The 26677-nt window shown below is 58.2% G+C and carries 28 protein-coding genes and 1 tRNA gene; 25 read left to right on the top strand and 4 right to left on the bottom strand.

Annotation, left to right across the window (positions count from 1 at the left end; all coding sequences use genetic code 11):
* Window positions 1-2: 2 nt before the first annotated feature.
* Together ygiD and ACTQY5_RS03385 are read left to right on the top strand one after the other, a co-directional pair.
* Complete coding sequence (gene ygiD / locus ACTQY5_RS03390) at window positions 3-794, top strand: 4,5-DOPA dioxygenase extradiol (protein ID WP_022487973.1); 792 nt, start codon at window positions 3-5, stop codon at window positions 792-794.
* Window positions 795-954: 160 nt separating this feature from the next.
* Complete coding sequence (locus tag ACTQY5_RS03385; protein ID WP_022487974.1) at window positions 955-2349, top strand: NAD-dependent succinate-semialdehyde dehydrogenase; 1395 nt, start codon at window positions 955-957, stop codon at window positions 2347-2349.
* Between the two features lie 39 nt (window positions 2350-2388).
* On the opposite strand, the gene ACTQY5_RS03380 is transcribed toward ACTQY5_RS03385, so the two are convergent.
* Entirely contained in the window at window positions 2389-3630 is a 1242-nt protein-coding gene (locus tag ACTQY5_RS03380; protein WP_441368811.1) for an aminopeptidase, read from the bottom strand.
* A gap of 415 nt (window positions 3631-4045) precedes the next feature.
* Here ACTQY5_RS03380 and ACTQY5_RS03375 point away from each other — a divergent pair, with 415 nt between their 5' ends.
* The 20 genes from ACTQY5_RS03375 to ACTQY5_RS03280 all read left to right on the top strand — a co-directional run bounded on the left by ACTQY5_RS03375 (window position 4046) and on the right by ACTQY5_RS03280 (window position 21281).
* Window positions 4046-4357: a hypothetical protein gene (locus tag ACTQY5_RS03375; protein ID WP_441368810.1), complete on the top strand. Its 312-nt coding sequence runs from the start codon at window positions 4046-4048 to the stop codon at window positions 4355-4357.
* Window positions 4351-6207: a V-type ATP synthase subunit I gene (locus tag ACTQY5_RS03370; protein WP_441368809.1), complete on the top strand. Its 1857-nt coding sequence runs from the start codon at window positions 4351-4353 to the stop codon at window positions 6205-6207. Before ACTQY5_RS03375 ends, ACTQY5_RS03370 begins: the two co-directional genes overlap by 7 nt.
* Window positions 6208-6221: 14 nt before the next feature.
* Entirely contained in the window at window positions 6222-6698 is a 477-nt protein-coding gene (locus tag ACTQY5_RS03365) for a V-type ATP synthase subunit K (protein WP_012937581.1), read from the top strand.
* Window positions 6699-6714: 16 nt separating this feature from the next.
* Window positions 6715-7323 (top strand): V-type ATP synthase subunit E, encoded by a 609-nt coding sequence (locus tag ACTQY5_RS03360; RefSeq protein ID WP_330011903.1) that lies wholly within the window; start codon window positions 6715-6717, stop codon window positions 7321-7323.
* Between the two features lies 1 nt (window position 7324).
* Window positions 7325-8320 (top strand): V-type ATPase subunit, encoded by a 996-nt coding sequence (locus ACTQY5_RS03355; RefSeq protein WP_074705073.1) that lies wholly within the window; start codon window positions 7325-7327, stop codon window positions 8318-8320.
* Window positions 8321-8346: 26 nt separating this feature from the next.
* Window positions 8347-8673 carry a V-type ATP synthase subunit F gene (locus ACTQY5_RS03350; protein ID WP_012937584.1) on the top strand — a complete coding sequence of 109 codons (327 nt, stop codon included), beginning with the start codon at window positions 8347-8349 and terminating at the stop codon, window positions 8671-8673.
* 6 nt (window positions 8674-8679) lie between these two features.
* Complete coding sequence (locus tag ACTQY5_RS03345; RefSeq protein ID WP_187287533.1) at window positions 8680-10455, top strand: V-type ATP synthase subunit A; 1776 nt, start codon at window positions 8680-8682, stop codon at window positions 10453-10455.
* Window positions 10448-11839, top strand: coding sequence for a V-type ATP synthase subunit B (locus tag ACTQY5_RS03340; protein WP_441368808.1), 1392 nt, complete (start codon window positions 10448-10450; stop codon window positions 11837-11839). Before ACTQY5_RS03345 ends, ACTQY5_RS03340 begins: the two co-directional genes overlap by 8 nt.
* Before the next feature lie 3 nt (window positions 11840-11842).
* A complete protein-coding gene (locus ACTQY5_RS03335) occupies window positions 11843-12478 on the top strand; it encodes a V-type ATP synthase subunit D (protein ID WP_012937587.1) in 636 nt (211 codons plus the stop codon).
* A gap of 104 nt (window positions 12479-12582) precedes the next feature.
* A complete protein-coding gene (pdxR, locus tag ACTQY5_RS03330) occupies window positions 12583-13935 on the top strand; it encodes a MocR-like pyridoxine biosynthesis transcription factor PdxR (RefSeq protein ID WP_308664031.1) in 1353 nt (450 codons plus the stop codon).
* A gap of 94 nt (window positions 13936-14029) precedes the next feature.
* Entirely contained in the window at window positions 14030-14587 is a 558-nt protein-coding gene (locus ACTQY5_RS03325; RefSeq protein WP_154487547.1) for a hypothetical protein, read from the top strand.
* Between the two features lie 15 nt (window positions 14588-14602).
* On the top strand, window positions 14603-15178 hold the full coding sequence (locus ACTQY5_RS03320; RefSeq protein WP_441368807.1) for a nitroreductase family protein: 576 nt from the start codon (window positions 14603-14605) through the stop codon (window positions 15176-15178).
* 26 nt (window positions 15179-15204) lie between these two features.
* Complete coding sequence (locus ACTQY5_RS03315; protein WP_154487551.1) at window positions 15205-16062, top strand: NAD(P)/FAD-dependent oxidoreductase; 858 nt, start codon at window positions 15205-15207, stop codon at window positions 16060-16062.
* Window positions 16059-17066, top strand: a complete 1008-nt coding sequence (locus tag ACTQY5_RS03310; protein ID WP_441368806.1) for a hypothetical protein — start codon at window positions 16059-16061, stop codon at window positions 17064-17066. The genes ACTQY5_RS03315 and ACTQY5_RS03310 overlap by 4 nt, the downstream gene beginning before the upstream one ends.
* 220 nt (window positions 17067-17286) lie before the next feature.
* On the top strand, window positions 17287-17754 hold the full coding sequence (locus ACTQY5_RS03305) for a peptidylprolyl isomerase (RefSeq protein ID WP_022487996.1): 468 nt from the start codon (window positions 17287-17289) through the stop codon (window positions 17752-17754).
* Complete coding sequence (locus tag ACTQY5_RS03300; RefSeq protein WP_154487555.1) at window positions 17751-18020, top strand: GIY-YIG nuclease family protein; 270 nt, start codon at window positions 17751-17753, stop codon at window positions 18018-18020. Before ACTQY5_RS03305 ends, ACTQY5_RS03300 begins: the two co-directional genes overlap by 4 nt.
* 156 nt (window positions 18021-18176) lie before the next feature.
* The gene (locus ACTQY5_RS03295; protein WP_009015310.1) at window positions 18177-18374 is read left to right on the top strand and encodes a cold shock domain-containing protein; all 198 of its coding nucleotides are present in this window, start codon (window positions 18177-18179) and stop codon (window positions 18372-18374) included.
* Between the two features lie 109 nt (window positions 18375-18483).
* Entirely contained in the window at window positions 18484-19239 is a 756-nt protein-coding gene (locus ACTQY5_RS03290; RefSeq protein ID WP_022487998.1) for an SDR family NAD(P)-dependent oxidoreductase, read from the top strand.
* 9 nt (window positions 19240-19248) lie between these two features.
* Window positions 19249-20595, top strand: a complete 1347-nt coding sequence (brnQ, locus tag ACTQY5_RS03285) for a branched-chain amino acid transport system II carrier protein (RefSeq protein ID WP_154487557.1) — start codon at window positions 19249-19251, stop codon at window positions 20593-20595.
* 77 nt (window positions 20596-20672) lie between these two features.
* The gene (locus tag ACTQY5_RS03280; protein ID WP_022488000.1) at window positions 20673-21281 is read left to right on the top strand and encodes a porin family protein; all 609 of its coding nucleotides are present in this window, start codon (window positions 20673-20675) and stop codon (window positions 21279-21281) included.
* A gap of 41 nt (window positions 21282-21322) precedes the next feature.
* Here ACTQY5_RS03280 and ACTQY5_RS03275 read toward each other — a convergent pair whose 3' ends face one another.
* A complete protein-coding gene (locus tag ACTQY5_RS03275) occupies window positions 21323-22087 on the bottom strand; it encodes a helix-turn-helix transcriptional regulator (RefSeq protein WP_441368805.1) in 765 nt (254 codons plus the stop codon).
* Window positions 22087-23580 carry a hypothetical protein gene (locus ACTQY5_RS03270; RefSeq protein ID WP_441368804.1) on the bottom strand — a complete coding sequence of 498 codons (1494 nt, stop codon included), beginning with the start codon at window positions 23578-23580 and terminating at the stop codon, window positions 22087-22089. The genes ACTQY5_RS03275 and ACTQY5_RS03270 overlap by 1 nt, the downstream gene beginning before the upstream one ends.
* 169 nt (window positions 23581-23749) lie before the next feature.
* Between ACTQY5_RS03270 and ACTQY5_RS03265 the strand changes: the two genes are divergently transcribed.
* A tRNA-Arg gene (locus ACTQY5_RS03265) sits at window positions 23750-23826 on the top strand.
* Window positions 23827-23859: 33 nt separating this feature from the next.
* Here the strand turns inward: ACTQY5_RS03265 and ACTQY5_RS03260 are convergent.
* Window positions 23860-25263 (bottom strand): aspartate ammonia-lyase, encoded by a 1404-nt coding sequence (locus tag ACTQY5_RS03260; protein ID WP_022488002.1) that lies wholly within the window; start codon window positions 25261-25263, stop codon window positions 23860-23862.
* A 287-nt stretch (window positions 25264-25550) separates the two neighbouring features.
* On the opposite strand from ACTQY5_RS03260, the gene ACTQY5_RS03255 reads away from it, so the two are divergent.
* Both ACTQY5_RS03255 and ACTQY5_RS03250 read left to right on the top strand, forming a co-directional pair.
* A complete protein-coding gene (locus ACTQY5_RS03255; RefSeq protein ID WP_154487563.1) occupies window positions 25551-25919 on the top strand; it encodes a CidA/LrgA family protein in 369 nt (122 codons plus the stop codon).
* A complete protein-coding gene (locus ACTQY5_RS03250; RefSeq protein WP_302573757.1) occupies window positions 25912-26595 on the top strand; it encodes an LrgB family protein in 684 nt (227 codons plus the stop codon). Before ACTQY5_RS03255 ends, ACTQY5_RS03250 begins: the two co-directional genes overlap by 8 nt.
* Window positions 26596-26677 lie beyond the last annotated feature (82 nt).

The raw sequence follows: 26677 nt of genomic DNA, 5'->3' as shown, positions 1-26677 counted from the left end.
CCATGGAAGATCAGAAAATCATGCCGGTGGTGTTTTCCGGCCATGGCAGCCCCATGATTGCCCTGGCACACAATGCAATCACGGAAGGGATGGACCGGATCGGCCGGGCCGTGGAAAAGCAGTTCGGCAAACCCAAGGCCATCCTCATGGTGTCCGCCCACTGGTACACCCACGGGACCTTCGTCCAGAGCGCCCCGGAACCCCGGCAGATCTATGACATGTACGGCTTCCCCAAGGAATTGTATGAAGTGAAGTATCCTGCCAAAGGGGATCGGGAACTGACCGGGAAGGTGCAGGAACTGCTGGGTTCCGCCGTGGCCGTCAATGACGACTGGGGCATCGATCACGGGGCCTGGACGGTGCTGGTGCATATGTTCCCCAAGGCGGATATTCCCGTGGTCCAGCTGTCCGTGGACGGGGATATTTCCCATGAGGAAGAATTTCAGCTGGGCCGGAAGCTGGCAGATCTCCGGAAACAGGGATATCTGATCCTGGGCAGCGGCAACGTGGTCCACAACCTCCGGGAAGTGGAATGGGACAACAAGGGCGGTTCTGCCGCCACTCTCCGGTTCAATGACTATATTACCGAAGCGGTGCTCCAGGGAGACACGGACAAGGTGATCGGGTTCGGATCCCATCCGGATGCGGCGTATGCCGTACCCACTCCGGACCACTACCTGCCCCTTCTGGTGTGCCTGGGAGCCGCCGGAAGCGACCGGGCCCAGGTGTTCAACAAAGTTTGCAACCTGGGATCCATGGCTATGACCGGGTATGCCTGGGGGATGGAGAAATAAAGAGAATACAGGGCTGCTGCAGGAACTGTTGCATATGCAACAGTTCCTTTTTAATTAATAAAAATTCTTAAAAATACTTGCGCTTCTGGAAGCTATATCGTATAATATGGCTAACTGTAAACGGCATAAATACAATTGAAAAAATAAAGGAGGAACAAAGATGGCTTATCAGACGATTTACCCCTATACCAATGAAGTGCTCCAGTCCTATGAAAATCTGTCCGATGCTGGGGTGGAAAAAGCCCTGGAACGGGCCTATGGACAATATCAGGCCTGGCAGCAAGACAATGATGTGGAAGGCCGGAAAGCTGTCCTGCGTCAGGTAGCCGCACTGCTCCGGAGGGATTTGGACCGGTATGCGGAAACCATGACCAAAGACATGGGCAAACTGTTTGTGGAAGCCCAGGGAGAAGTGGCCCTCTGCGCCGCCATTGCCGAATATTATGCGGACCAGGCGGATGGATTCCTGGCTCGGGAACCGGTGGAAACCCCTGCCGGCAAAGCCTATATCCTGAAACAGGCCCGAGGTGTGATCATGGCGGTGGAACCCTGGAATTTTCCCTTCTATCAGGTGATGCGGGTGTTTGCTCCCAACTTCATCATAGGGAATCCGCTGCTGCTGAAACATGCCTCCAACTGTCCTGGCTCTGCCCTAGCCTTTGAAGCCCTGGTCCGGGAAGCGGGGGCTCCGGAAGGAGCTTTCCAGAATCTGTTTGCCAGCTATGATCAGGTTTCCCGGATCATCGAGGATCCCCGGGTGGCCGGAGCCTGCCTGACAGGATCGGAACGGGGAGGTTCCTCTGTAGCAGAACATGCCGGAAAGGCCCTGAAGCCTTCCTCCCTGGAATTGGGGGGCAACGATGCCTTCATTGTCCTGGATGATGCGGATATGGACGAAGTGAAGTCCCAGCTGTTTGCCGCCCGTTTGTACAATGCAGGGCAGGTCTGTGTTTCTTCCAAACGGTTTATCGTGACGGAAAAGAACTATCACCGGTTCCTCCAGGATCTGACGGAAGTCTTTGCTTCCGCCCAATGGGGGGATCCCATGGATCCGGCTACCACGCTGGCACCTCTGTCCTCCGCCACGGCCAAGCGGGATGTGCTGGCCGCCATTGACCAGGCTGTCCAGGCCGGTGCCCGGGTGGTGTACGGGAACCAGCCTATCGAGAGCCCCGGTTATTTCGTGATGCCCACCATCCTGACCGATGTGACGAAAGACAATCCCCTCTACAACAAAGAAGTCTTCGGCCCGGTAGGTGTGGTATACAAAGTCCGGAACGAAGAGGAAGCCATTGCCTTGGCCAATGATTCCAGTTATGGACTGGGGAACACGGTGTTCAGCAGTGATATGGACCATGCAGGCCGGGTGGCGGCCCGGATCGAAACCGGTATGAGCTTCATCAATCATGGCTGGACCTCTCTGCCGGAACTGCCCTTCGGAGGCGTAAAGAATTCCGGTTACGGCCACGAACTGTCCCGGAGCGGATTCGATACCTTCGTGAATCAGCACCTGGTGTTCATTCCTCAGGCTGTATGGGAACGGCACGGGAAGTAAAAATTAAAAGGGGGTGTGATTTTTTCACACCCCCTTTTTTTACGCCCAATCCCCGTCCACGAACACGGGCACCCGGGTGCCGTCTTTCCGGATCCCGGTGATGGAAAGATCCGGGCTGCCCACCATGAAGTCCACGTGGATCATGGAATCGTTGAGGCCGGCTTTTTTCTGCTCTTCTTCGCTCATGTCCGCTCCCTTTTCCACACAGGTGGGGTAGGCATCTCCCAGGGCCAGGTGGCAGGAGGCGTTTTCGTCCAGGAGGGTTTCGTAGAAAACCCTGTCCATAAGGGAAATGGGGGAGTGGTAGGGGATGAGAGCCACTTCCCCCAGCCGGCAGGCTCCTTCGTCCATTTTCAGCAGGTCTTTCAGGATTTCTTCTCCTTTTTCTGCAGTGGCTTCCACCACTTTTCCGTTTTTAAAGGACAGCCGGAAATTTTCAATGAGATTGCCGCTGTACACCAGAGGCCGGGTGCTGCACACCACCCCGTCCACCCGGTCCGCCTGGGGAGCGGAATAGACTTCTTCCGTGGGGATGTTGGCGTTGAACAAAAAGCCCCGGCCGGTAGTTTCGGCTCCGCCCTGCCAGATGTGACGGTCTGGCAGGCCTACGGTGAGATGGGTGCCCAGGCTGTTTCTATATTCCAGGGCAGTGAACTGCTGGGCGGTCAGCCATTCCCGCCGCTGTTTCAGCTCTGCCAGATGCTTGTCCCAGTCCGCCAGCGGGTCTTCTCCCAGGCACCGGGCCGCATCCAGCAGCTGGATCCACAGCCGGTCCCTTCCTTCCTGTTCCGGCAGATCCGGATACAGCAGGCGGGCCCAAACGGTACTGGGGACGGCGGCCACCAGCCAGTTGGTCTTGGAAGCCATCATCCCGTCGGAATACTCCTTTACCGCCTGGTGGAACGCCTTCTGCCAGGCCATGATCTTGTTCCGGTCGATGCCCTTCATGGCATAGGGGTCTGCGGAGATCAGGCTCAGGAAGGCCGCTCCCTTCCGGTAGTAGTACAGGTTGAATTCGCTGCGCCAGCCCGGGACGGATTCAAACTTGTCCTGGGTTTCATATTCGTACCGGAGCCGGGTGGTGCCGTTGCAGTACCAGTTGAACACCACCTGGGAAGCACCGGCCCGATAGGCCTCTTCCGTCAGCAGAGTGGCGAAAGAACTGGCCTCCACCGGGGCGTTGATCACCAGGATCTGGTCCTTCTGGAGGCAGATTCCTTTCTTCACCAGCACCCGGGCATACAAAGGCAGCTGCCGGGTCAGGGTTTCTTGTATATCCATGGAAAATCTCTCCTTTACAGTGTTAGTATGAATCTATTATAGCGGAAAAACAGGAACAGGCCAATGGAAGGGAGCGGGGCCAACGCCCCTACGGTTTGTACTGGCTCAAAATCAATTTGCTGAAATGGATTTCTTTTGGCCGCTGACCGTTGAGAAGGCTGCTGTGCAGGCAGCGCCTCTTTTTATATTTGTACCAAATGATACAAAAACTTTTGATAATGGAACAAAGTCAGGAAAAACTCTTAAATTTCCACAAAGTTTATGTTACAAAAATAGATACAGTATAGTATAATGGGTCTATAGTATACCAGCAGGAATTTTTCTGTTTTTGTTGAAATACTATATTGTTACCGCAATTTTATTTTTCATTGGAATCCGGAAGGCACAGCCTTCCCTGTGCAAAGGTGGTGATACCATGTCCATGCTGGAAGACATCAAAAATGCGGAACAGAAGGCGGATGACCTGAAGAAACAGGCCACCCTGGAAGCCCGGAATACCGTCCGGGATGCCCAGACGGAAGCCCACAAAGAGGCAGAAGCCCTGATCGCGGAAGCCCGGAAACAGGCGGCCGCGGCCATTGCCCAGGCAGAAGCCCAGGCCAAACAGGAAGCCGATGCCCTGGTGGCGGAAAACCGGAAACGGGATGAGGCCCAGGCGGCAGAGGCCCGGAAAAATCTGGATGGGGCAGTCCAGTATATTATGAAGAAGGTCGTGATCGAATGTTAGTCCCTATGCAAAAACTGACTCTCTACGCCCTGAAAGCCGATCGCGATGCCCTGCTCCTGGCCCTCCAGAAGGACGGGAGTGTGATGCTGGAACCGGAAGCAGGAAGCAAGGCCCTGCCCGGATCAGAAAAAGTCAGCGCCCAGCTGGATAAAACCGGTCAGGTGCTCCAGTTCCTGGTCCAGAATGGTGCCAAGAATCCCCTGTTTCCTCAGAAAGAAACCATTTCCTATGGGAATTTCCTGGAAGAGACCCAGGAAGGCCGGAAGCTGACGGAAAAACTGGATACCACCGCCAGCAAGATCGCTTCCCTGGAAAGTGAAGCGGCGGCCCTCCGGACCCAGGCGGAAAGCCTGGATCCCTGGATGGAACTGGACATTCCCCTGGAACAGCTGAGCTTTACGGAAACCACCCGCTGCCATGTGGGATTCCTGCCGGAAAAAGAAATGCCGGAATTCCAGAAGGCCATCAGCGGCCTCCTGGCGGATGTGAGCCTGTATGGGGTGACCCAGGACGGGCAGGCCATGGTGGTGCTGGCTTATGAAGAGGCCGACAGTGAAGTGAAGCATCTGCTGAAGGAACATGATTTCAGCGAGGCAGTGCTGCCCAAACACAGCGGCCTGGCGGCAGATGTCCGGAAGGAACTGCTCCAGGAAGCGGAGGAAAAGGAAGCACGGATCAGCCGTCTGAAGGAGGAAACCCGGGAAAGCATCCCCCGGAAACAGCAGGTGGAACTGTACTACGACCAGCTGAGTGCCGCCCATGACCGTCTCCAGAACGGCGGGGTGGAAACCGTCAGTGCCTTCAAGGTACAGGGCTGGGTGCGGAAGGACCGGACCCAACGGGTGGAAAAGGTGGTCCAGAGTGTCACCGACGCCTACCAGCTGACCTTTGCAGATCCGGCAGAAGGGGAAATCCCTCCTACGGTACTGGAAAACGGCAAACTGGTGGAACCCTACGAAAGCGTAGTGGAACTGTATTCCCTGCCCAAAGCCGGTTCCATCGATCCGGATCTGGTCATGGCTCCCTTCCACTTCATCTTTTTCGGCATGATGCTGTCCGATGCAGGCTACGGCCTGGTGCTGACCGTGATGCTGTATTTTGCCCTGAAGAAGTTCCGGCCCACCGGGTTCGCCCGGCAGCTGGCCATGGTGATTTTCTTCGGGAGTATTTCCACCATTATCTGGGGAGCCATGTTCGGCGGCTGGTTCGGCCTGGAATGGCAGCCTCTGCTGTTCGTCCCCATGAAGGAACCCCTGAAGATGCTGGCGCTGTGCTTCGGCCTGGGGGCCATCCATCTGGTGGCCGGCATGGTGGTGAAAATCTACATGCTGCTCCGGGATGGGGATGTGATGGGAGCGGTCTGTGACCAGATCAGCTGGCTCATCATGTTCCTGGGCTTCTTCCTCATGGCACTGGTACCGGGGCCTGTGGGCAAGTACCTGGCCTGGCTGGGTGCCGGCATCATCGTCCTGTTCGGGGGACGGGAAAAGAAGGGCATCGTGAACCGTCTCCTGGGCGGTCTCCTGACCCTGTACAACATCAGCGGTTATCTCAGCGATCTGTTGAGCTATTCCCGGATCTTTGCTCTGGGACTGGCCACCGGGGTCATCGCCATGGTCATCAATACCGTGGCCCAGATGCTCTGGAGCGCAGGTCCTGTGGGCATTGTGGCGGCCATCCTGGTGCTTCTGGCAGGGCATTACTTCAACATCATCATCAACGTGCTGGGTGCCTTCGTGCATAGCAGCCGTCTGCAGTACATCGAATTCTTCGGCAAGTTCTACGAAGCCGGCGGCCGGGCATTCCTGCCTTTGGCGCTCCGGACCAAGTATACTGACATTACCAAATAAGGGAGGATTTCATTATGATTACTTTAGGAACAGCGCTGGCATTTGGCGGGGCAGCAACGGCTGCCGCTCTGGCAGGGGTTGGCAGTGCCATCGGCGTAGGGATCGCCGGGCAGGCCGCTTCCGGTGTGGTCAGCGAAGACCCGGACAAGTTCGGTAACGTACTGGTACTCCAGGCCCTGCCTGGTACCCAGGGCATTTACGGGCTGCTGATCGCTTTCATCATCATCCTGAACCTGGGGGTCATTGACGGGAACGTGAAAGACCTGACCACCTTCCAGGGCCTGGCCTATCTGTTTGCCGCACTGCCCATGGGCATCGGCGGTCTGCTGTCCGCCATCTATCAGGGGAAAGTGGCTGCCTCCGGCATCTATCTGACGGCAAAACGGCCGGAAGAAACCGGTAAAGGCATCATCCTGACGGCCATGGTGGAAACCTACGCCGTGCTGAGTCTGCTGATTTCCTTCATCATGGTGAACGGGATCAAATTATAAGAAAGGGTGACCCGTCGTGTCTGGCGATAAAATCATTCAGAAAATAGAAGAAGAAGCGAAGCAGGACGCGGCAGCCATCGGAGCAGCGGCTCAGGAAAAGGCCCGGAAGGAAAAGGAACAGATCCTGGCCAAAGCCCGGGAAGAGGTCCGGGAAATCCAGGCCAAATCCCAGGTGGATGCCAAAGAAGCGGCCGGCCGTCTGCAGCTGATCGCGGAGCTGCAGAGCCGGAAAGAGAACCTGGCCAGCAAGCGGAAAGTGCTCCAGGAAGCCTTTGATCAGGCTGCCGGGCAGCTGGAAGCCCTGCCCCGGGAACAGTGGGAAAATCTGATCGGGCGGATCATCCTGGAATCGGATCTTACCGGCCGGGAAACCCTGGTGGTACCGGCCAAGGACCGGCCCCGGTATGAAAACGGATTCCTGGCCCGGCTCAACGGTGAGCTGAAGGCCCAGGGCCGGGAAGGGGCACTGGCCCTGTCGGACAAAGAGGCGGATTTCGCCGATGGGGTGCTGATCGAAGGGGATACCTGTGATTATGACGGTTCCTTCGCCACCCTGCTGGAAGACGTACGGACCGGGGAGGAATACCGCGTGGCAGAGCTCCTGTTTGGCGCGGAGGTGAAGTAAAATGGCCCAGCCCAGTTATGAATATGCTCTGGGCCGGATCAGCGTCCTGTCCACCCATCTGCTCACCGCAGCCCAGCTGCGGCGGATTGCGGAAGCCGACAGCACAAAGGCGGCCATGAAGCTGCTGCTGGAGACCGGGTACGGGGAAAATACGGCCACGGAACAGGAACTGGCCCAGGGAGAAATCGACCTGATCATCCGGGCCCAGATGCAGCTGACCCGGAAACGGATCCAGGAACTGACGCCGGATCCGGAACTGACCGGTCTGTTCCTGCTGCCGGTGGATACCCACAACCTGAAATGCCTGCTGAAGGCACGGCTGCTGGGAACCCAGGCGGACGCCATCCTCCGGGAGGGAGGCAATTTCGACCTGAACCTGCTGAAGGACATGGTCCAGACCAAATATTATGAAGACCTGCCGCCCATCTACTGCCAGACCCTGAACGAAATCGAAGGGGATCTGGCCCGGGAAGCGGATCCTTTCCGGCTCAGCGCCCTGCTGGACGGAGCCATGTTCCGTCAGGCAAAGGCGGTGCTGGACCGGAAAAAGGAAGACGGCTTCATCCGGAAGTATTTTTCCCTGTGGGCGGATTACCTGAATACCATCAGCCTGATCCGGGCCCAGAATCTCCACTGGGAACTGTCCCAGCTGCGGCTGGTCCTGGTGGACTGCGGAGAGATCCCCCGGACGGTGTTCGAAGAAAGCCTGGATGTGCCTCCGGAACAGCTGGGGGCCCGTCTGAACCAGGGAAGCCATGGGGCGGAACTGGTCCAGGCCATCAATGAATTTGCACAGACCAATGAGCTGGGGGTCATTGCCCGCCGGATGGAAGAGGGGCTGAGCCTGATCCTCCGCCGGGCCAGATGGGATACCCATTCTCTGGGGCCCATCGTGGGATACCTGGAAGCCCGGGAAACGGAAGCGGAAGCCCTGCGGATGATCTTCGGAGCCATCCAGGGCGGCTTTGAACCCCAGCTGCCCAGTGTCTATGCCTGATCACAGGAAGCATGGGAGGCAGCAAGATGGATAAAAAGAAAATTGCAGTGATCGGCGATCCCAGCTCCGTGATGATCTTCAAAGCCGTAGGATTCGATGTGTTCTACGAGGAAGAACAGGAACAGATAGAGCGCAGGATCCACCGTCTGGCCGATGGGGGCTATGCCGTGATCTATATTACGGAAACCGCCGCCCAGAAGGCCCAGGCGGTGATCGCAGAATATGCTACCGCTACCTTTCCCGCTATCATCCCCATCCCCGCCGGGAACAAATCCCTGGGACTGGGCATGAAGCGTGTCCGGGAAAATGTGGAAAAAGCAGTAGGCGCCGATATTCTATTCAAGGAAGGGTAGGGAACAATCGTGAGTGGAAAGATCGTGAAAGTATCCGGCCCGCTGATTGTCGCCGAAGGCATGAAAGACGTGCAGCTCCATGATATGGTCCGCGTCAGTGACAAGCGCCTGATCGGTGAAGTCATCGAGCTTCGTGATGATAAGGCTTCTATCCAGGTTTACGAAGAAACGGCCGGCCTGGGGCCGGGGGAACCGGTGGAATCCACCGGGTCTCCCATGAGTGTGGAACTGGCTCCCGGGCTGATCGAAAGCATCTTCGACGGGATCCAGCGCCCGCTGGAAAAAATCTATGAACTGGCCGGGGACCGGATTAGCCGGGGGGTGGAAGTGCCCAAACTGAACCGGGAAAAGAAATGGCAGTTCGTGCCGGTGGCCAAACCGGGGGATCAGGTCTCCGGCGGTGATGTGATCGGCACGGTCCAGGAAACCCCGGCGGTGCTCCACAAGATTATGGTGCCTCCCGGCAAAAGCGGCACCGTGGAATGGGTCTATGAAGGGGAAGCCACCATCCTGGACCCGGTGTACAAACTGAAGGACAGCAAAGGGAATGTACAGGAATATCCCATGCTGCAGCAGTGGCCGGTCCGTGTGGCCCGGCCCTACAAGACCAAGCTGCCTCCGGAAGAACCCATGGTCACCGGGCAGCGGGTCATCGATACCCTGTTCCCCATTGCCAAAGGGGGCGTGGCCGCCGTGCCCGGTCCTTTCGGCAGCGGCAAGACGGTCATCCAGCATCAGCTGGCCAAGTGGGCGGATGCGGACATCATCGTCTATGTGGGCTGTGGGGAACGTGGGAACGAAATGACCGACGTACTGAACGAATTCCCGGCTCTGAACGATCCTCGTACCGGCCTGCCGCTGATGAAGCGGACGGTGCTGATCGCCAATACCTCCGACATGCCGGTGGCCGCCCGGGAAGCGTCCATTTACACCGGTATCACCATTGCTGAATACTATCGGGACATGGGCTACAAAGTGGCCATCATGGCCGACTCCACCTCCCGCTGGGCGGAAGCCCTCCGGGAAATGTCCTCCCGTCTGGAAGAAATGCCTGGTGAAGAAGGGTACCCGGCGTACCTGTCCTCCCGTCTGGCGGAATACTACGAACGGGCCGGGGAAGTGGAATGTCTGGGCCAGGAGGACCGGGTAGGGGCGGTTTCCGCCATCGGGGCCGTATCCCCTCCCGGCGGGGATATTTCCGAACCCGTATCCCAGGCCACCCTGCGGATCGTGAAGGTGTTCTGGTGCCTGTCTTCGGCCCTGGCCTATGCCCGGCATTTCCCGGCCATCGACTGGCTCCAGAGCTATTCCCTGTATTCCGACCGGCTGCGGGCTTATTATGACGCCAAAGTGGCTCCCGACTGGTCCAAACTGGTGGGGACCGCCATGGAGATCCTCCAGGAAGAATCCAACCTGAACGAAATCGTCCGTCTGGTGGGGATCGATGCCCTGGGCTTCAAGGACCGGATCACCATGGAATGTGCCCGGTCCATCCGGGAAGACTTCCTGCACCAGAACTCCTTCCACGAAGTGGATACCTACACTTCTCTGGAAAAACAGTATGACATGCTGAAACTGATCATCACCTGGTACGAGAAAGCCCTGGATGCCATGACCAAGCATGTGAAACTGGACAAACTGATCGATATGCCCATCCGGGAACAGATCGGCCGTGCCAAGTACATTCCGGAAAAAGAACGGAAGGAAAAATTCGGCCAGCTGAACCGGGATCTGGAGCAGGCCTTTGCAGAACTGACGGAAGAGGGTGAAGAAAATGCGTAAGGATTACAAGACCATCCGTGAAGTGGTGGGCCCTCTGATGCTGGTGGATCAGGTGAAAGGCGCAACCTATGACGAACTGGTGGAAATCCACCAGGCCAACGGGGAACTCCGGAAGGGCAAGGTGCTTACCGTGGACGGGGACAAGGCCCTGGTCCAGCTGTTCGAAGATTCCCAGGGGCTGCAGCCGGCTACAGCCAAGGCCCGGTTCCTGGGCCACGGGATCCAGCTGGGGGTGTCTCCCGCCATGCTGGGCCGGGTGTTCGACGGCATGGGCAGCCCCATTGACGGGGGGCCGGCCATCATCCCGGAAGAATACAAGGACATCAATGGGGAACCCATGAACCCGGCGGCCCGGGAATATCCTTCGGAATTCATCCAGACCGGGGTCAGTGCCATCGATGGCCTGAACACCCTGGTCCGGGGGCAGAAACTGCCGGTGTTCTCCGGTTCCGGTCTGCCCCATGCCCAGCTGGCTGCCCAGATCGCCCGGCAGGCCCGGGTACGGGGCACCGACGAAAAGTTCGCCGTGGTGTTCGCTGCCGTAGGGATCACCTTCGAAGAAGCCAACTTCTTCATGCAGGACTTCAACCGGACCGGGGCCCTGAGCCGTGCGGTGATGTTCATCAACCTGGCCAACGACCCGGCGGTAGAACGGATCGCGACCCCCCGTATGGCCATTACCGCGGCGGAATATCTGGCCTTTGAACTGGATATGCACGTGCTGGTCATCATCACCGACATCACCAACTATGCCGATGCCCTCCGGGAAGTGTCCGCTGCCCGGAAGGAAGTCCCGGGGCGCCGGGGCTACCCTGGGTATCTGTATACGGACCTGGCCACCATGTACGAACGGGCCGGCCGGATCCGGGGCAAGAAGGGATCCATTACCATGATCCCCATCCTGTCCATGCCGGAAGACGACAAGACCCACCCCATCCCTGACCTGACCGGGTACATCACCGAAGGCCAGATCATCCTGTCCCGGGAACTGTACCGGAAAGGGCTGACGCCGCCCATCGACGTGCTGCCTTCCCTGTCCCGTCTGAAGGATAAAGGGGTGGGCAGGGGCAAGACCCGGGAAGACCATGCGGATACCATGAACCAGCTGTTCGCCGCCTATTCCCGGGGGAAACAGGCCAAGGAACTGGCCACCATCCTGGGGGATTCCGCCCTCAGCAAGGTGGATAAGCTGTATGCCCAATTCGCCGATGCCTTTGAAAAGGAATACGTCTCCCAGGGGTACCGGACCAACCGGTCCATCGAAGAGACCCTGGATCTGGGCTGGAAGCTGCTGGGGATCCTGCCCCGCAGCGAGCTGAAACGGATCCGGGATGAATACCTGGACAAATACTACAAACCGGCGGACGGCAGCAAGGGGGAATAACCCATGGCGACCAACGTGAATCCGACCCGGATGGAGCTGACCCGGCTGAAACGCCGGCTGGCCACCGCCGTCCGGGGGCATAAACTGCTGAAAGACAAACGGGACGAAATGGTCCGGCAGTTCATGATCTACATTCGCCGGAACCACGAGCTGCGGCTGAAGATGGAAAAAGCCCTTCAGAACGTGTCCCACCATTTCGTGGTGGCCCGGGCCCATATGGGGTTCCTGACCATGAACGAAGCCCTGCTGTACCCGGCCCGGAGTGCCGAGTTCGAAGTGGGGAGCAAGAATGTGATGAGCGTGGACGTGCCCACCCTGACCTATACGGGGGCTACGGCGGATGATGCGGCCCAGGTGCCCTATTCCTTCGCCTTTACCACCGGGGAACTGGACACGGCGGTGACGGAACTGACCACCTGCCTGCCGGATCTTTTGGAACTGGCGGAAGTGGAAAAGACCTGCAACATGCTGGCGGATGAAATCGAAAAGACCCGCCGGCGGGTGAACGCCCTGGAATACGTGATGATCCCGGAAATGCAGGAAAGCATCAAGTACATCACCATGAAGCTCAGCGAAAACGAAAGAGCCAGTACGGTGCGCCTGATGAAAGCCAAGGAAATCATGGCGAAACAGGCGTGAAAAACAGAGTGCTGCAGGTTGTCTGCAGCACTCTGTTTTTTTATGCTACAATATCCGTGACTATAGATCCTGCTGAAAAGCAGCACTGAAAGGAGCACGGTTCTTTGCTGACCACTTTTAATTTCCGGGTACAGCCGGGGGCGGGTCCCCTTTACCGGCAGCTGGCCGCTTATTTCTGCCGGGAAATCCGGCTCCACCACCTGGGATCCCAGGACTTTCTCCCTTCCATCCGGAAGCTGACCCGGGACCTGAAACTGAGCCGGACCACCGTGGAGGGAGCCTATCAGATCCTCATCGACCAGGGAGTGGTGGAAAACCTGCCCAACCGGGGGTACCGGGTGGCTGCCTACCGGCCCCGGGAAGAGGGAGAGGAGCCGAAAACCCCGCCGGATCCGGCCCGGCCGGCTGTCCTTTACAATTTTTCCAACAATTACATCGATACCTCCACCTTCGATACGGTGCTCTGGCGCCGGTGCCTGAACCAGGTGCTCCGGAATCCCGCCTCCATTGCCGGATACGGGGATCCCCAGGGAGAACCGGAACTGCGGAAGGTGCTGGCCCGGTACAGCTACGCTTCCCGGGGGGTGGTGTGCCGGCCGGAACAGATCCTGGTGGGAGCCGGTCTCCAGACCCTGCTGCTGGTGCTGCTGCCCCTGCTGCCGCTGGAACGGAAGGTGGCGGGACTGGAAGCCCCCGGGTTCCCCCAGGCGGAACAGATCTTCCATCTCATGGGCTGGGAAACCTGTGCCTACGATCCGGCAGACCCCAAAGGGGACTGGCCCGGCCTTTTGATGATCTCTCCCGCCAATCCCTACAAGGGACGGGCCCTGACGGAAAAAGAACGGAACAACCTGATCGTGGCCACCCAGCTGGAGCGGGTGTACCTGCTGGAAGACGACTACAATGGGGAATTCCGCTACCTCCACCGGCCCACCCCTGCCCTCCACAGCTTCGGGAACCGGGAACAGATCATCTATCTGGGGTCCTTTTCCCGGACCATGCTGCCTTCCCTGCGGATCAGTTTTTTGGTGCTGCCGGAAAAACTGCTGCCTGCCTACCGGGCCATTGCCGGCCGGTACAACCAGACCTCGTCCACTGTGGAACAGCTGGCCCTGGCGGCCTATATTGAAGAAGGGCACCTGACCCGGCACATCCGGAAGCTCCGAACCCTGTACCGGACCAAGAGCCGGCTGCTCCAGGAAGCTCTGACTGCCGTGTTCGGGGACCAGGTACGGCTGCTGGGCTACGGCTCCGGGCTCCATCTCCACATTGCCCTGGATCGGTCGGGGACAGCAGAAGAACTGGCCGCCCGGGCCCTGGAAAAAGGCGTCCGGGTGATCCCTGTCCGGGGTACGGAACCGGGCCGGCCTCCGGAATTCCTCCTGTCCTTTGCCGGCATCGGAGAGGAAAAGATCCGGGCAGGAGTGGAGGCCCTCCGGGAAGCCTTGGAGGAGTAAAGGAAAAGACAATTGTCTTCTTTCCTCTGGGTAGGGTATAATAAAAAGGATACAGAAAAATCATGAAAGCCCAAACATTGGGGGAGGTGGATGTATGAAAAATACCTGGGAAATTGCCCTTCTGGCCGTGATGCTGGGGATGGGCGGGCCGGCGGCCGGGGAAGCGGCCCAGTATTTTGCTCCCCGTTACAGCCTCAGCGCCAACGGCCAGCTGCAGCCCCCTCTGACGGTGGAATTCCAGAAAGGGGTTCCCCAGAAGATCAGTGCCAGCCTTACCGGTGCCGCCGGCAGCGAAAAAGTCCTGGTGCTGGGCTGGCAGGTGGGAGACGGAGTAGGCCTGTGCACCCTCCAGAAAGGGGTGGAATACGCCCTGTACAAACTGGATTTCCGTCCGGGAAAACAGGATATCTTGGTGCTCAGCTACGGCCGCCGGGGCACCGGCAAGACCCATCTGAATGAAGTGGCCGTCATCGGGGAGGATTCCCTGGGGGTGATCCGGCAGCTGCCGGTGAACGGCTTTGTGCCCACCGATGTGTTCAACAGTCCTCTCCAGATCCGCCAGCAGGAAGCGGTGCTGTTCCTGGAACAGGCTCCCCATGTGCTGGCCCTCCGGGCGGACGGAGAAAACGGCTATGTGGCCGAAGTGGAATAAAAAGGAGTGATTGGAATGGAATTGGCTTCCCTGTATGATACCTGCCGGACCTACCGGCGTTTTGAACAGAAACCGGTGGATCCGGCCCTGCTGCGGACCCTGGCGGATGTGGCCCGGAAACGGAGCTGCGGCCGGAACGGCCAGAGCCTCCGGTTCACGGTGGTGGCAAGCCCCGCCAACGTGAAGGCCATGCAGCCGCTGCTCCGGTGGGCGGCAGCCCTGCCCAAAGAAATCGGCACCCCCAGGGAAGGGGAACAGCCGGTGGCCTTTGTGGTAGTGTCCCGGCCCAAGGAGGCCAACCCCACCATCACCAGCATCGACGTGGGCATCGCCCTGGATGCCATGGCCATCACTGCCTGGACCCAGGGGGTGGGCAGCGCCATCCTGGCAGCGGTGGACCGGGTAAAGATCGCCGCTCTGCTGGAGATCCCGGAAGACCGGGAAGTGGTCACCGTGCTGGCCCTGGGCTATCCCGCCCACAAAAGCACCCTGGTGCCCGGGGAAGAAGGGAAACTGGCCTACTATGTGGATGAGGCCCGGGATTATTATGTGCCCAAACTGCTCCTGGAAAAAGTGGCGGATTTCAAATAAACGGATAAGAAAACAAGGAGAAAGCTATGCTGTATGACATTGCCATTGTAGGGGGCGGCCCTGCAGGCTGCAGTGCGGCGGTGACCGCCGCCAACCGGTCCCTGTCCGCCCTGCTGCTGGATACCGGGGATTTCGGCCTGGCCCTGCGGAAAAGCACCCTGGTGAAAAACTACCTGGGGATGCCGGACCGGTCGGGAGCGGAACTGATGGACGCCTTTACCGCCCACATGAAGGCCGCCGGGACCACGGTGGTCCCCCACAAGGTGCTGAGCATCCTGCCCCGGGAAAAGCACTTCTATCTGGCCACCCCGGGAGAAGTGTACGAGGCCCGGAGCATCCTGCTGTGCCCGGGAGCCTCCCACGGAAAGCCCCTGGAGGGAGAAACGGCCCTTGTGGGGAAGGGGGTCACCTACTGTGCCACCTGCGACGGGTACCTGTACCGGGGAAAGACCATCGGGGTGGTGACCAATCTGCCCTCTGCCTGGGAAGAAGTGGAATTCCTGGCGGGGGTGGCTGGAGAAGTGAAGCTGTGGGCGGACTTCCCCCTGCCGGAAAAACGGCCTGCCAATGTGCAGATCATGGAAGGCAAACCCCGGAAGGTGCTGGGAGAGGAACGGGTGGAAGCCCTGGAAACCACTGCCGGCACGGAAAAACTGGAGGGGCTGTTCCTGCTCCGGGAAACGGATCCTCTGGACCGGCTCCTGCCGGGACTCCGGCTGGATGGTCCCTTCATCCGGGTGGATGACAACCTGGCCACCAGTGTGGAGGGAGTTTTTGCCGCCGGAGATGCGGTGGGCTATCCCTGGCAGATCAACAAAGCGGCGGGAGAAGGCCAGAAGGCTCTGCTGTCTGCGGCTTCCTGGCTCCGGGAGAACCCGGTATGAACGGTGGCAGGATCCGGCATTTCCTGTTGGTCCTGACGGTTCTGGCATTTTTGGGCTGCTTGGCCGGCGGGTGCAGCCGGTCCCAGACGGCAGAAAGCAGCCAGACCGCCGGAGAAACGGAAGCGGCTTCGGAAACAAAGGCCCTGGCTCCCGGGGAGGGGGAACAGGGAGCAAGGGTGGAATTCGTCAACCGGGAACACAAAATGGAACGGGTCATATTCAGCGGAGGTTACCTGCGCAGCCTGCCGGAAGAAAAGCCGGAAACCATCCTCCGGCCGGCCCCGGAGGGAGCCCAGGGGATGATCTTCGGGAAACGGGAGATCAACGGACTGGAATGGGCCAAGGTGGCCACCCGGGACGGGGTCACCGGCTGGTATGCGGTGCCGGCCAAAGAAGGGGCCGGGCCCCGGGACAAACGGAATCCCCTGCAGATCACCAACGATGGGTATGAGACCACCTTTCCCCAAGTGACCGGCGGGGTGGCTCCTCAGGTCCAGGACCGGATCAACCAGGAACTGGGGAACTACCTGTCCGTGTACCGGCACATTACCGGCCCGGTGGAAAGCGAGCTCCAGTGCCAGGTCACCTACAACCGGCGGCAGATCCTGAGCCTGGTGTTCCAGGGGACCCCCATCCTGTACCGGAGCTATCCGGTGTCGGAAGTGAACAGCCTGGCCAGCTGGACCCGGCTGAAGAACTACGCTTATGTATCCTCCCTCCAGGGAGGAGCTGATCCCACTCTGCTGGTGGCCCGGATCACGGACCTCCACTATGCCCTGGTATTCGACCTGGCCACCGGCAGCCGGCTGACCCTGGACTATTTCCTGGGAGCCAACCGGCAGGAAGCGCTCCAGGAACGGCTGGCCGGACTGGGCGAAGGAGCCCGGCTCCAGAAGGATGATTTCTACATCACCACCCAGGGACGTCTGGTGGCCCTGGCCTCCGTCCCGGGCAAAGGACGGGTGGATCTGGATCTGTCGGATCTGGTGATCAGGGAGTTTTAGGGAGGTGCGGCGCACCTCCTGTCAGCTGTCAACGGTCAACGGCCGTTGGAAATCAATTTTGCCAATTGATTTTGAACCCTGAACCGTAGGGGCCGCACGCCGGGCGGCCCGCAAACCCTACGGACAAACGGTGATTTGGCGGGCGGCCGGGCCTGCCGCCCCTACAGAAACGATTTCCAGGGGCTGCTGAAGGCAGCCCCACAACAACGAGGTGAACAACATGAACAAAAAAGTGCATTTCCATACGAATCTGGGAGATTTTACTGCGGAGCTGTTTGAGGACAAGGCTCCCAAAACCGCCGGGAACTTCCGGGAGCTGGTGGAGAAGGGATTCTATGACGGGGTCATTTTCCACCGGGTCATCGACGGCTTCATGATCCAGGGCGGGGATCCCACCGGCACCGGCATGGGCGGCCCGGGCTACACCATCGACGACGAATTCGGTCCCGGCCTGGCCCACAGCGGGGAAGGGATCCTGTCCATGGCCAATGCCGGCCCCAACACCGGAGGCAGCCAGTTCTTCATCACCCTGGATGCCACCCCCTGGCTGGACGGCCATCATGCGGTCTTCGGGAAAATCACCCAAGGGATGGATGTGGTCCATAAAATCGGCTCCACCCCCACGGATTTCGCCGACCGTCCCCTGAAGGACGTGGTGATGGAAAAGGTGGAAATCGTAACAGAATGACTGCCTACGTCTATATGGTGCGCTGTGCCAACGGCGCCCTGTATACCGGCTGGACAAACGACCTGGTCCACCGGCTGGCCATGCACCGCCGCGGGTCCGGGGCCAAATACACCCGGGCCTTCAAGGCGGTGGACCTGGCCTATTTTGAGGAACTGCCGGACAAAAGGACGGCCCTTCAGCGGGAATATGCACTGAAACAACTGGCAAAAAAACAAAAAGAAGAGCTGGTCCGTCAATTTCCTCGAAAATCTTTGAAAATACCCTGAGTCGTCTGTACTCTCGCAATTCTTTTGCTTGTAAAAGTCCAGGGGTTATGCTAGAATGGAACACAGAAACAACGGACTTACTGAATGTTGAACTCACGCAGGTATCACATATAGTTGGATCGTTTTTCGCAATAATTTTTAGGAGGCCAAGTAAAGATGACTGGCAAAGTTAAATGGTTTAATGCTGAAAAGGGTTATGGTTTCATTGAACGGGAAGATGGCGGCGATGTATTCGTTCATTTCTCCGCAATCCAGGGTGAAGGCTTCAAAACTCTGGAAGAAGGCCAGGCTGTAGAATTCGACGTTGTCGAAGGCAACCGTGGTGAACAGGCTGCCAACGTTGTGAAACTGTAAGATATAGATATCTGCAAGAACAACAAGCGCAACAAAGAGGGGATATCGTGGAAACGGTATCTCCTTTTTTTCTGTTTGGGGAACAAATTGCAGGAAGGGAGTCGTGGATATGATCGGATACGGAATGGAGAAGAAAAAAGGGGTCATCAGCGGTGGCACGTCCGGCATCGGCCTGGCAGCAGCCCGGCTGCTGGTCCAGGACGGAGCCACAGTGTGGCTGGTGGGCCGGGATCCGGAACGGGGCCAAAAGGCAGTGGAGAGCCTCACAGGGCTGCCGGGAGAAGCCCTGTATCTCCAGGGAGATGTAAGCACCGTGGAAGGCTGCCGGAAAATCGCCGGGGAACTCCAGGCACAGCACCAGGAACTGGATTTTCTGGTGAACAGCGCCGGGATCTACCAGGAAAAGCCTTTCCAGGACGTAACGGAAGAGGATTATCAGCAGCTGATGGATGTGAATGTGAAGGGGACCATTTTCCTCACCCAGGCCCTGCTGGACCTTTTTGTCCAGGACGGTCCGTCCATTGTGAACATCGCTTCTGACGCGGCCCTGGAAGGAAATTACGGCTGCTGTCTCTATGCCGCTTCCAAGGGAGCTGTGGTGGCCTTTACCCGGTCCCTGGCCCTGGATCTGGCCCCCTGGATCCGGGTGAACTGCCTGTGTCCGGGGGATGTGGATACCCCTCTGGTGGAAAAACAGCTGGCGGAAGGGGGCTATTCCCGGGAATCCATGGCTTCTGTATATCCCATGGGACGGATCGGAAAACCGGAGGAAGCGGCCCATATGATCTGTGCGGTGCTGTCCCCTATGAACGGCTTCATGACCGGCGCCATCATTTCCGTGGATGGCGGCCTGACCGCCAAATAAGGAGGCACCATGAACAATCACAAACTGACTTCTGCTGAATATCTTTTTGTGGGCTCCATGCTGTTCGGGATGCTGTTCGGAGCCGGGAACCTGATCTTCCCGGTGCACATGGGCCAATTGGCCGGTGCCCATTTCTGGAGCGCCAACATCGGCTTCATTGCCACCGGGGTGCTGATGCCCTTCCTGGCGCTCATTGCCTTCGGCCTTTCCGGCAGCGGCAGCCTGGAAGAACTGGCCGGAAACGTGCACCCTGTCTTTGCCCGGGTCTTTACAGTACTGCTGTATCTGACCATCGGGCCGGCCTTTGCCCTGCCCCGGACTGCCACCGTGTCCTACCAGATCGGGATCGTGCCCTTTGTAGGAGAGAACCAGACCCTGATCCTGGCCGGGTTTACCTTTCTGTTCATGGGAGTGGCCCTGCTGTTTTCCCTGAAGCCATCCAAACTGGTGGTGTACATCGGGAAATTCCTGAACCCGGTGTTCCTGGCTTTCCTGGCCATCCTGGTGGCAGTGGCCCTGGTCCATCCCATGGGGTCCATTGCCGGAAGCCTTCCCCAGGGAGACTATGTGGACCATGCTTTCCTTACCGGGTTCAAGGAAGGGTACAATACCATGGACGTACTGGCCATGCTGGCCTTTTCCGTGGTGGTGATCGATACCCTGAAGAATCTGGGCGTCCGGGATGTGGCCACCATTTCTGTGGATCTGCTGAAGGTAGGGGGCATTGTGGTGTTCCTTATGTCCCTGATCTATACTCTGATCACCTGGCTGGGCACCTCCAGCCTGGGACAGCTGGCGGTATCCGCCAACGGGGGCATTGCTCTGGCCCAGATCGCCCATGGCTATTTTGGACCGGTAGGAGGCATGCTGCTGGCGGCCATTGTGACCTTCGCCTGCCTGAAGACCGCCATCGGCCTGATCACTGCCTGCGCCAACACCTTCCAGGAACTGTTCCCCGGGACCCTGGGCTACAAGGCTTACTGTGTGGTCTTTGCAGGGATTTCCTTCCTGATCGGGAATGTGGGGCTCACCCAGATCATTGTGCTGGCTGTGCCCATCCTCATGTTCCTGTATCCCATGGCCATTACCCTGATCCTGTCCTCCTTTGCCTCCGCTCTTTTGGGGAAGGACCGGCGGTTGTACCGGTGGCCCATGGTGCTGGCCGGTGTGGCGGCTTTTGGGGATGCCCTCAGCGTGCTGCCCAAAGGGCTCCAGGGGACGGCGCCGGTCCAGGCTTTGCTGGGCTGCTACCATCAGCTTCCCCTGTTTTCCCTGGGGATGAGCTGGCTGCTGCCCACCCTAGCGGCCCTGGCTGCAGCCGCAGCGGCCGTGAAGCTCTCCGGGGGAAAACAGTGAAATTTTGCGAAAATTGATGAAAAAGTGTATAATGAAAGAATGATGAATGTTTGAATCCATTGAAGGAGGGATTTCCCATGAAAAAAATGATGATGGCCACTGCAGTGCTGAGCCTGCTGCCTTTGACCGTGGCCTGTGCTTCTCCCCTGGCCAAGATTGCTCCTGGCGCTGCAAAAGTCGATGCCAACGTCACGGTGGGCAATACTCTCAAATGGAAACAGCACGGAGAGACCAAAGACTTTGGAGGTGATTCCCGGTACCGGGTGGGGGGTACCATCGGGATCGCCGACAACCTGGGTCTGGATTACCGGTATGCAGCCCATGAAGGGGACCATGATGCTTCGGCCCAGTCCCATCAGGTAAGCCTGATCTATCAGTTCAATCCCTATCTGTACGGGTACGGGGGCTATGTGCGGAACCGGCTGAAACAGCATGGCTACCATGACAACAACAGCGGCTATCAGGTGGGGGCCATAGGCCGGCTGCCCATTACGGACAAGACCACCGGCTGGGCCAAGTTCGGCACCGGCAACAACATCACCCAATATGAACTGGGCGTGGGCTATGCCTTCACCGACAACTGGGAAGCCAACGTCTCCTACAACGACAGCAAGTACAAAGATTTCAAAGGAGACATCGATGCCAAGACCCATGAAGTGAATGTGGGGGTATCGTACAAGTTTTAAAAAAAGGAGATGTCATGCGTCCTGTGTGACATCTCCTTTTTTCACATTTTCTCCACCGCATGGAGCAGCTGGGTCCTGTTCTTTACCTGGAAACGCTGATAGAGCAGGCTCAGTTGTTTTTTTACGGTGATTTCCGCCACGTTCAGTTCTTGGGCGATTTCTTTGTTGGTCCGGCCTTCTTTCACCCGCCGGATCACCAGCTTTTCCCGGGCAGTGAAGGATGCCTCCTTCAACGGGCGGCCTTTGGCCGGAGTGAGGGAATAGGACAGGACCGCCTGCAGGAATGCGGCAAATTCCGGCTGCCGGGCGGCTTTCACCAGCAGGGGACCCAGCAGGGACTGGTGCTCAACAAAAGGCAGGTACAGTCTGTCTTTCAGGGCTTCAGCCAGGGTGGACCGGAGCAGGGCGGCCGCTTCTTCCCCAAGGCCCGTATGCTCCAGGGCCGCAATCTGGACAATGGCATCGTAGCACCGGCACATTTGGGAAGAAGTGGGAGCTGGGACGGCATCCTGGGGACGGGTGGAAAGGAGCAGCAGCTGGTATCTGCCCATGGTCAGCTGGAGACGGTGCCGGGTGGACTGGCGCATCCCCTGGAGGGAAGGATAATCCGGCAGGCTGTTCATCCGTTCCAGATGTTTTGCCAGGCTGGGAGAAGGCTGTTCCAAAAGGCTCTGGACGAAAATCCCCACCAGATCCAGGTCCGTCCGGGTCAGGGGGTCTGTAATCAGCTGGGACAGCTTCTGGTAATGCTTTTTCCAGCCTAGGAACTGTTCCTGGTCCTGCCGGATCAGGGCGATCCGGGGCATCAGGAACAGAGCGATGATGGCCCGCTGCTGTTCATCCAGGGTCCGGCAGGGAGCATCAGAAAAGCCTGGAGCACTTCTTCGGCCGTGGACAGTTCCCCCTGGAGATAGGCCAGCTCCGCCGCCACTGTGGAACGCCACAGGGGACCGCTGACGCCCTGGAGGGCTTCTCCGCAGCCGTCATAGAGGGCCTGGAGCTGGCGGGTGTTCCGGGCCAGGCTGCCGGCCCGGCGGTAGTACAGCACCAGTTGACCTGAGACACCCCGGTGGATGCCTTGGAAATAATCCCGGGGCAGCCGGATACGGTGCTCCCGGCAATAGGTGAAGAACTGCCGGAAGGCCGGCTCCATGGCGCCCAGGTCCGGCAGGCTGTCCAGGGCCGTAAGGAAAAGGATCCGGGCTTGGTCTTCCGGGGTACAGGTCCAGGCATCGGGCAGGGAGGCCAGCAGGATTTCCCGTTCTTCCCGGGCGGTCTGAGGGGACTGGAGCAGGTTCAGGGCCAGGAGGATCAGGCCGCAGCCAGCAAAATGCCGGGCTTTTTCCTCCTGAGGGCATTTCCGGAGCAGCTGGATCAGCAGGGAGGGAGGCTGCTGGTATAAAATGGCAAGGCCCGCCTGTTCTACGGCCTGGAGGGCCTGGGGCCAGGCTTTTCCCCTGAGAGCCAGGGCAAGGGCCTGGGCAAAATCTCGGCTGCGGAGCTGCCACCGGGCGGCCTGGAGACAGGCTTTCTTCTGCCAGTTCCAGGATTCACACTGGAACTGGCTCTGGAGATATTCCTGGAACACCGGATGGAAGGCAAAGGTCCCCTGGAAAGGCTCGTAGGTCAGGAAGGGGCTGCGCTTCCAGTGTTCTTCCAGCCGGGCTAGGGTGTCCGGGTGGGGGCAGAGGAATTCCGCCTGGGCCCGGGAAAAACGGGGGAACAGGGAAAGAATCAGGCAGACCTGCTGTTCTTCCCGGGAAAGGGGATGGAACAGTTTCCGGATCAGCTGGTACATCAGTTCCTTGTCGTGGGGGGTGAACAGGTCCGGATCCGCCGTCTTCAGCTTCCGGAAGTTCCGGATTCCCTGGCTGATGGCAAACAGCTCGTTTTCCCGGACGGCCTCATAGGCCATGGAATGGTTCAGATAGGTGATTTCCCAGCGGCCGGCGGCGTTTTTCCGGAAACAGAAGGCACAGCGCTGGTAGCCCTGGAGATACATTTTGTAGGAGGGATCCGTTTCCACCAGGGAAGACACCTGGACCAGCCACAGTCCCTCTGCCAGAGGACGCACCAGGGACCGTTCCTGGCTCTGCCGGCAGGGAATCAGCTGATCCTGGCCCTTCCGGAAAATGGCGGCAACCCTGTCCCGGCCTTCCGCCTCCATTTCCTGCCCGGCCCCCAGCCAGATCACATCAGGAGCCAGATGGGCCAGCAGAGGATCCGGATCCGTTTTTTCAAAATAGGCATGGAGGATGGTGCGGGCCAGCTGGAGCAGTTCCTGTTCGATGGCTGTCATGGGAATTCCTCCTTTCAGGGATACAGAGGACCGCCCCTGGGATAAAAGGACGGAATAAACTGTTAATTTATATTATAAGGGAGAATCAGGAAAAATGTCTACATTTCCTGACAAAAGCAGGGGTATACCTTGCTTCCGGGGACGGCAGTTGTTATAATAATCATGTTATGCGGTTGTAGCTCAGTTGGATAGAGCATCTGCCTCCTAAGCAGAGGGTCGCGCGTTCGACTCGCGCCAATCGCACCATATGATAAAAAAAGCTGCCGCAAGGCAGCTTTTTTATTTCGCCACCGGCGTGGTCATCTTATAGGGATCCAGGACTCTGTCCAGCTGGGTGTCGCTGAGGTAATGGCGGCTCCGGGCCAGTTCCACCACCGGGATGTTCTTGGCCAGGGATTCCTTGGCCAGCTTGGCGGCTTTTACGTAGCCGATGTAGGGGCTCAGGGCCGTTACGATGCCGGCGCTCATTTTCAGCAGGTGCTGGCAGTGTTCCCGGTTGGCGGTGATCCCTTCCACACAGTTGATCCGCAAGGTGTCCGCCGCTTCCCGGAGCATGTCGATGCTCTGGAACAGGGAATAGAAGATCACCGGTTCAAAGGCGTTCAGTTCCAGCTGTCCCGCCTCCACGGCCATGGCGATGCAAGTGTCGTTGCCCACCACCCGGAAGGCCACCTGGCTCACCACTTCCGGGATCACCGGGTTCACTTTCCCGGGCATAATGGAAGATCCGTTCTGCTTGGCAGGCAGGTTGATCTCTTCCAGGCCGGTCCGGGGACCGGAAGACATGAGCCGCAGGTCATTGGAAATCTTGGACAGGGCGATGGCACAGTCCTTCAGGCTGCCGGATACGGCGGCGAAACTGTCGATGTTCTGGGTGGCATCGATCAGGTCCGCGGCCTGGGTAAAAGAAAAGCCGGTCAGCCGGGAAAGATCTTCGGCAATATGGCGGGAGTAGGCAGGGGCTGCATTGACTCCGGTACCGATGGCGGTACCGCCCATATTGATTTCGGTCATTTCTCTGGCTGCCGACTGGATCCGTCTGAGCCCTCTGTCCAGGGCGGTGGCATAGGCTTTGAATTCCTGGCCCAGGCGGATGGGCACTGCGTCCTGGAGCTGGGTCCGGCCCATTTTCAGGATCGGGTCGAATTCCACTCCTTTTTGGGCAAAGGCCTCTTTCAGGGCTTTCAGGCTTTTGTACAGGTCTTCCAGCAGGAAAAGGGCGGTCAGTTTCCCGGCGGTGGGGATCACGTCATTGGTGGACTGGCCCCGGTTCACATCATCGTTGGGATGGACCAGGGTGTAATCTCCCTTTTCCCCGCCTAAAATCTCGATGGCGATGTTGGCGATTACTTCATTGGCATTCATGTTCAGGGAGGTGCCGGCGCCGCCCTGGATGGGATCCTGGATGAACTGGTCCTGGTATTTCCCTTCCAGGAGCTGATCGCAGGCGGCCACAATGGCATCTGCGGTTTTGGGAGTCAGGGTGCCTGCCTGCCGGTTGGCCAGGGCGCAGGCTTTTTTGATGTACGCCAGGCTGCGGATCATGACGGGATGAGTGGACTGACCGGTGATGTGGAAGTTCTCATGGGCACGGAGAGACTGCACCCCATAATAGGCGTCCCGGGGGACGTACTTCTTGCCGATAGAATCACTTTCCAAACGTTCGAGTTTTTGCTCACTCATTGCCTGTTTCCTCCTTGGAAATCAATTTATGGTCCCATTATAAACCTTTTTCTCGAACAATCAAGCATAAATTCTTCATAGCGTTCTAAAAATATTGAACGGCAATGTAAAACTCAATGACGTATGTTCGATAAAATTTGAATTCGTACAGAAGAATTGTCAGCTAATTAAGTAAAAATAAGTCAGATTTTACAGTAAACATCTTCCCTTCCGGCCGTTGATACTATATACTATTAATATTGTGTGTTGCGGAACGTCTTGTATTTGCAGTGTAGTTGGGGGGAGTCATGAATATTGTCATGGAATTGGCGCTGATTTTCGGCGTCTGTCTGATCGGCATCGGCATCGCGGAGCTGCTGCCCTTTACGGTACCCTACAGTGTGATCAGTCTGCTGGTGCTGACTTTTCTGCTGTACCGGAAAATCCTGAAACCGGAGCAGATTAAAGATGCCGGCGGGTTCTTCATCCGGAATATGGGTATTTTTTTCGTCCCGGCGGTGGTGGGGACCCTGGAATATGTGGAAACCCTGAAAAACTATCTGATCCCCTTCCTGGTGATCACCCTGGTGACCACGCCTCTGGTGTATTTCATTACCGGCTGGAGTGTCCAGATTTGTTTGAAACTGTGGAGAAAGAAAGGAGCCTCCCATGCCTGATGCATTTACCCGTACCCCGTTTTTCGGCCTGACCCTGATCTTCATTTGCTGGGTCCTGGGGGTGAAACTCCAGAAAAAGACCGGCTGGCTCCTGTGCAACCCGGTGCTCACGTCAGCCCTGATGATCGTGGTGATCCTGACGGTCACCGGGGTGCCCCTGAAGCATTTCAATATGGGCGGGTCGGTGATCACCATGCTCCTGGGACCGGCCACGGCGGTGCTGGCCCTGAATATTTATCAGCAGCGGAAGGTACTCCAGGAGAACTTCCTGCCCATCCTGGTGGGCTGCACCATCGGCAGCCTGGGGAGCATCATTGCGGCTCTGGCCCTGTGCCATCTGTTCGGTACCAATTCCGTCTTTTCCGCCTCCATGCTGCCCAAAAGCGTCACCACGGCCATTGCCCTGGGGATTTCGGAAAACGGCGGGGGCATCCCGGGCATCACCGCAGGAGCGGTGGTGATCACCGGCATCGAAGGGGCGGTATTGGCTCCCTTCCTGAGCAAACTGTTCCATATTACGGATCCGGTGGCGGAAGGGGTGGCCATCGGTGCCTGCAGCCACGCTGTAGGCACCAGCAAGGCCCTGGAAATCGGCAAGATCCAGGGTGCCATGAGTTCCATATCCCTGTGTGTGTGCGGGATCATAACCACGGCACTGGCGCTGTTTTTTATGTGAAAAAGGGGGTGTGAAAGAATTCACACCCCCTTTTTTCTATTGCCAACTCCGAAGATTTTCGATAAAATAAAAATTAATATAC

This window comes from Acidaminococcus sp. HCP3S3_H5, assembly GCF_052122235.1.
Lineage (GTDB): Bacteria > Bacillota > Negativicutes > Acidaminococcales > Acidaminococcaceae > Acidaminococcus.
Note: the sequence above shows the minus strand (reverse complement) of the source record. Positions and strands in the feature narration are given on the sequence as shown.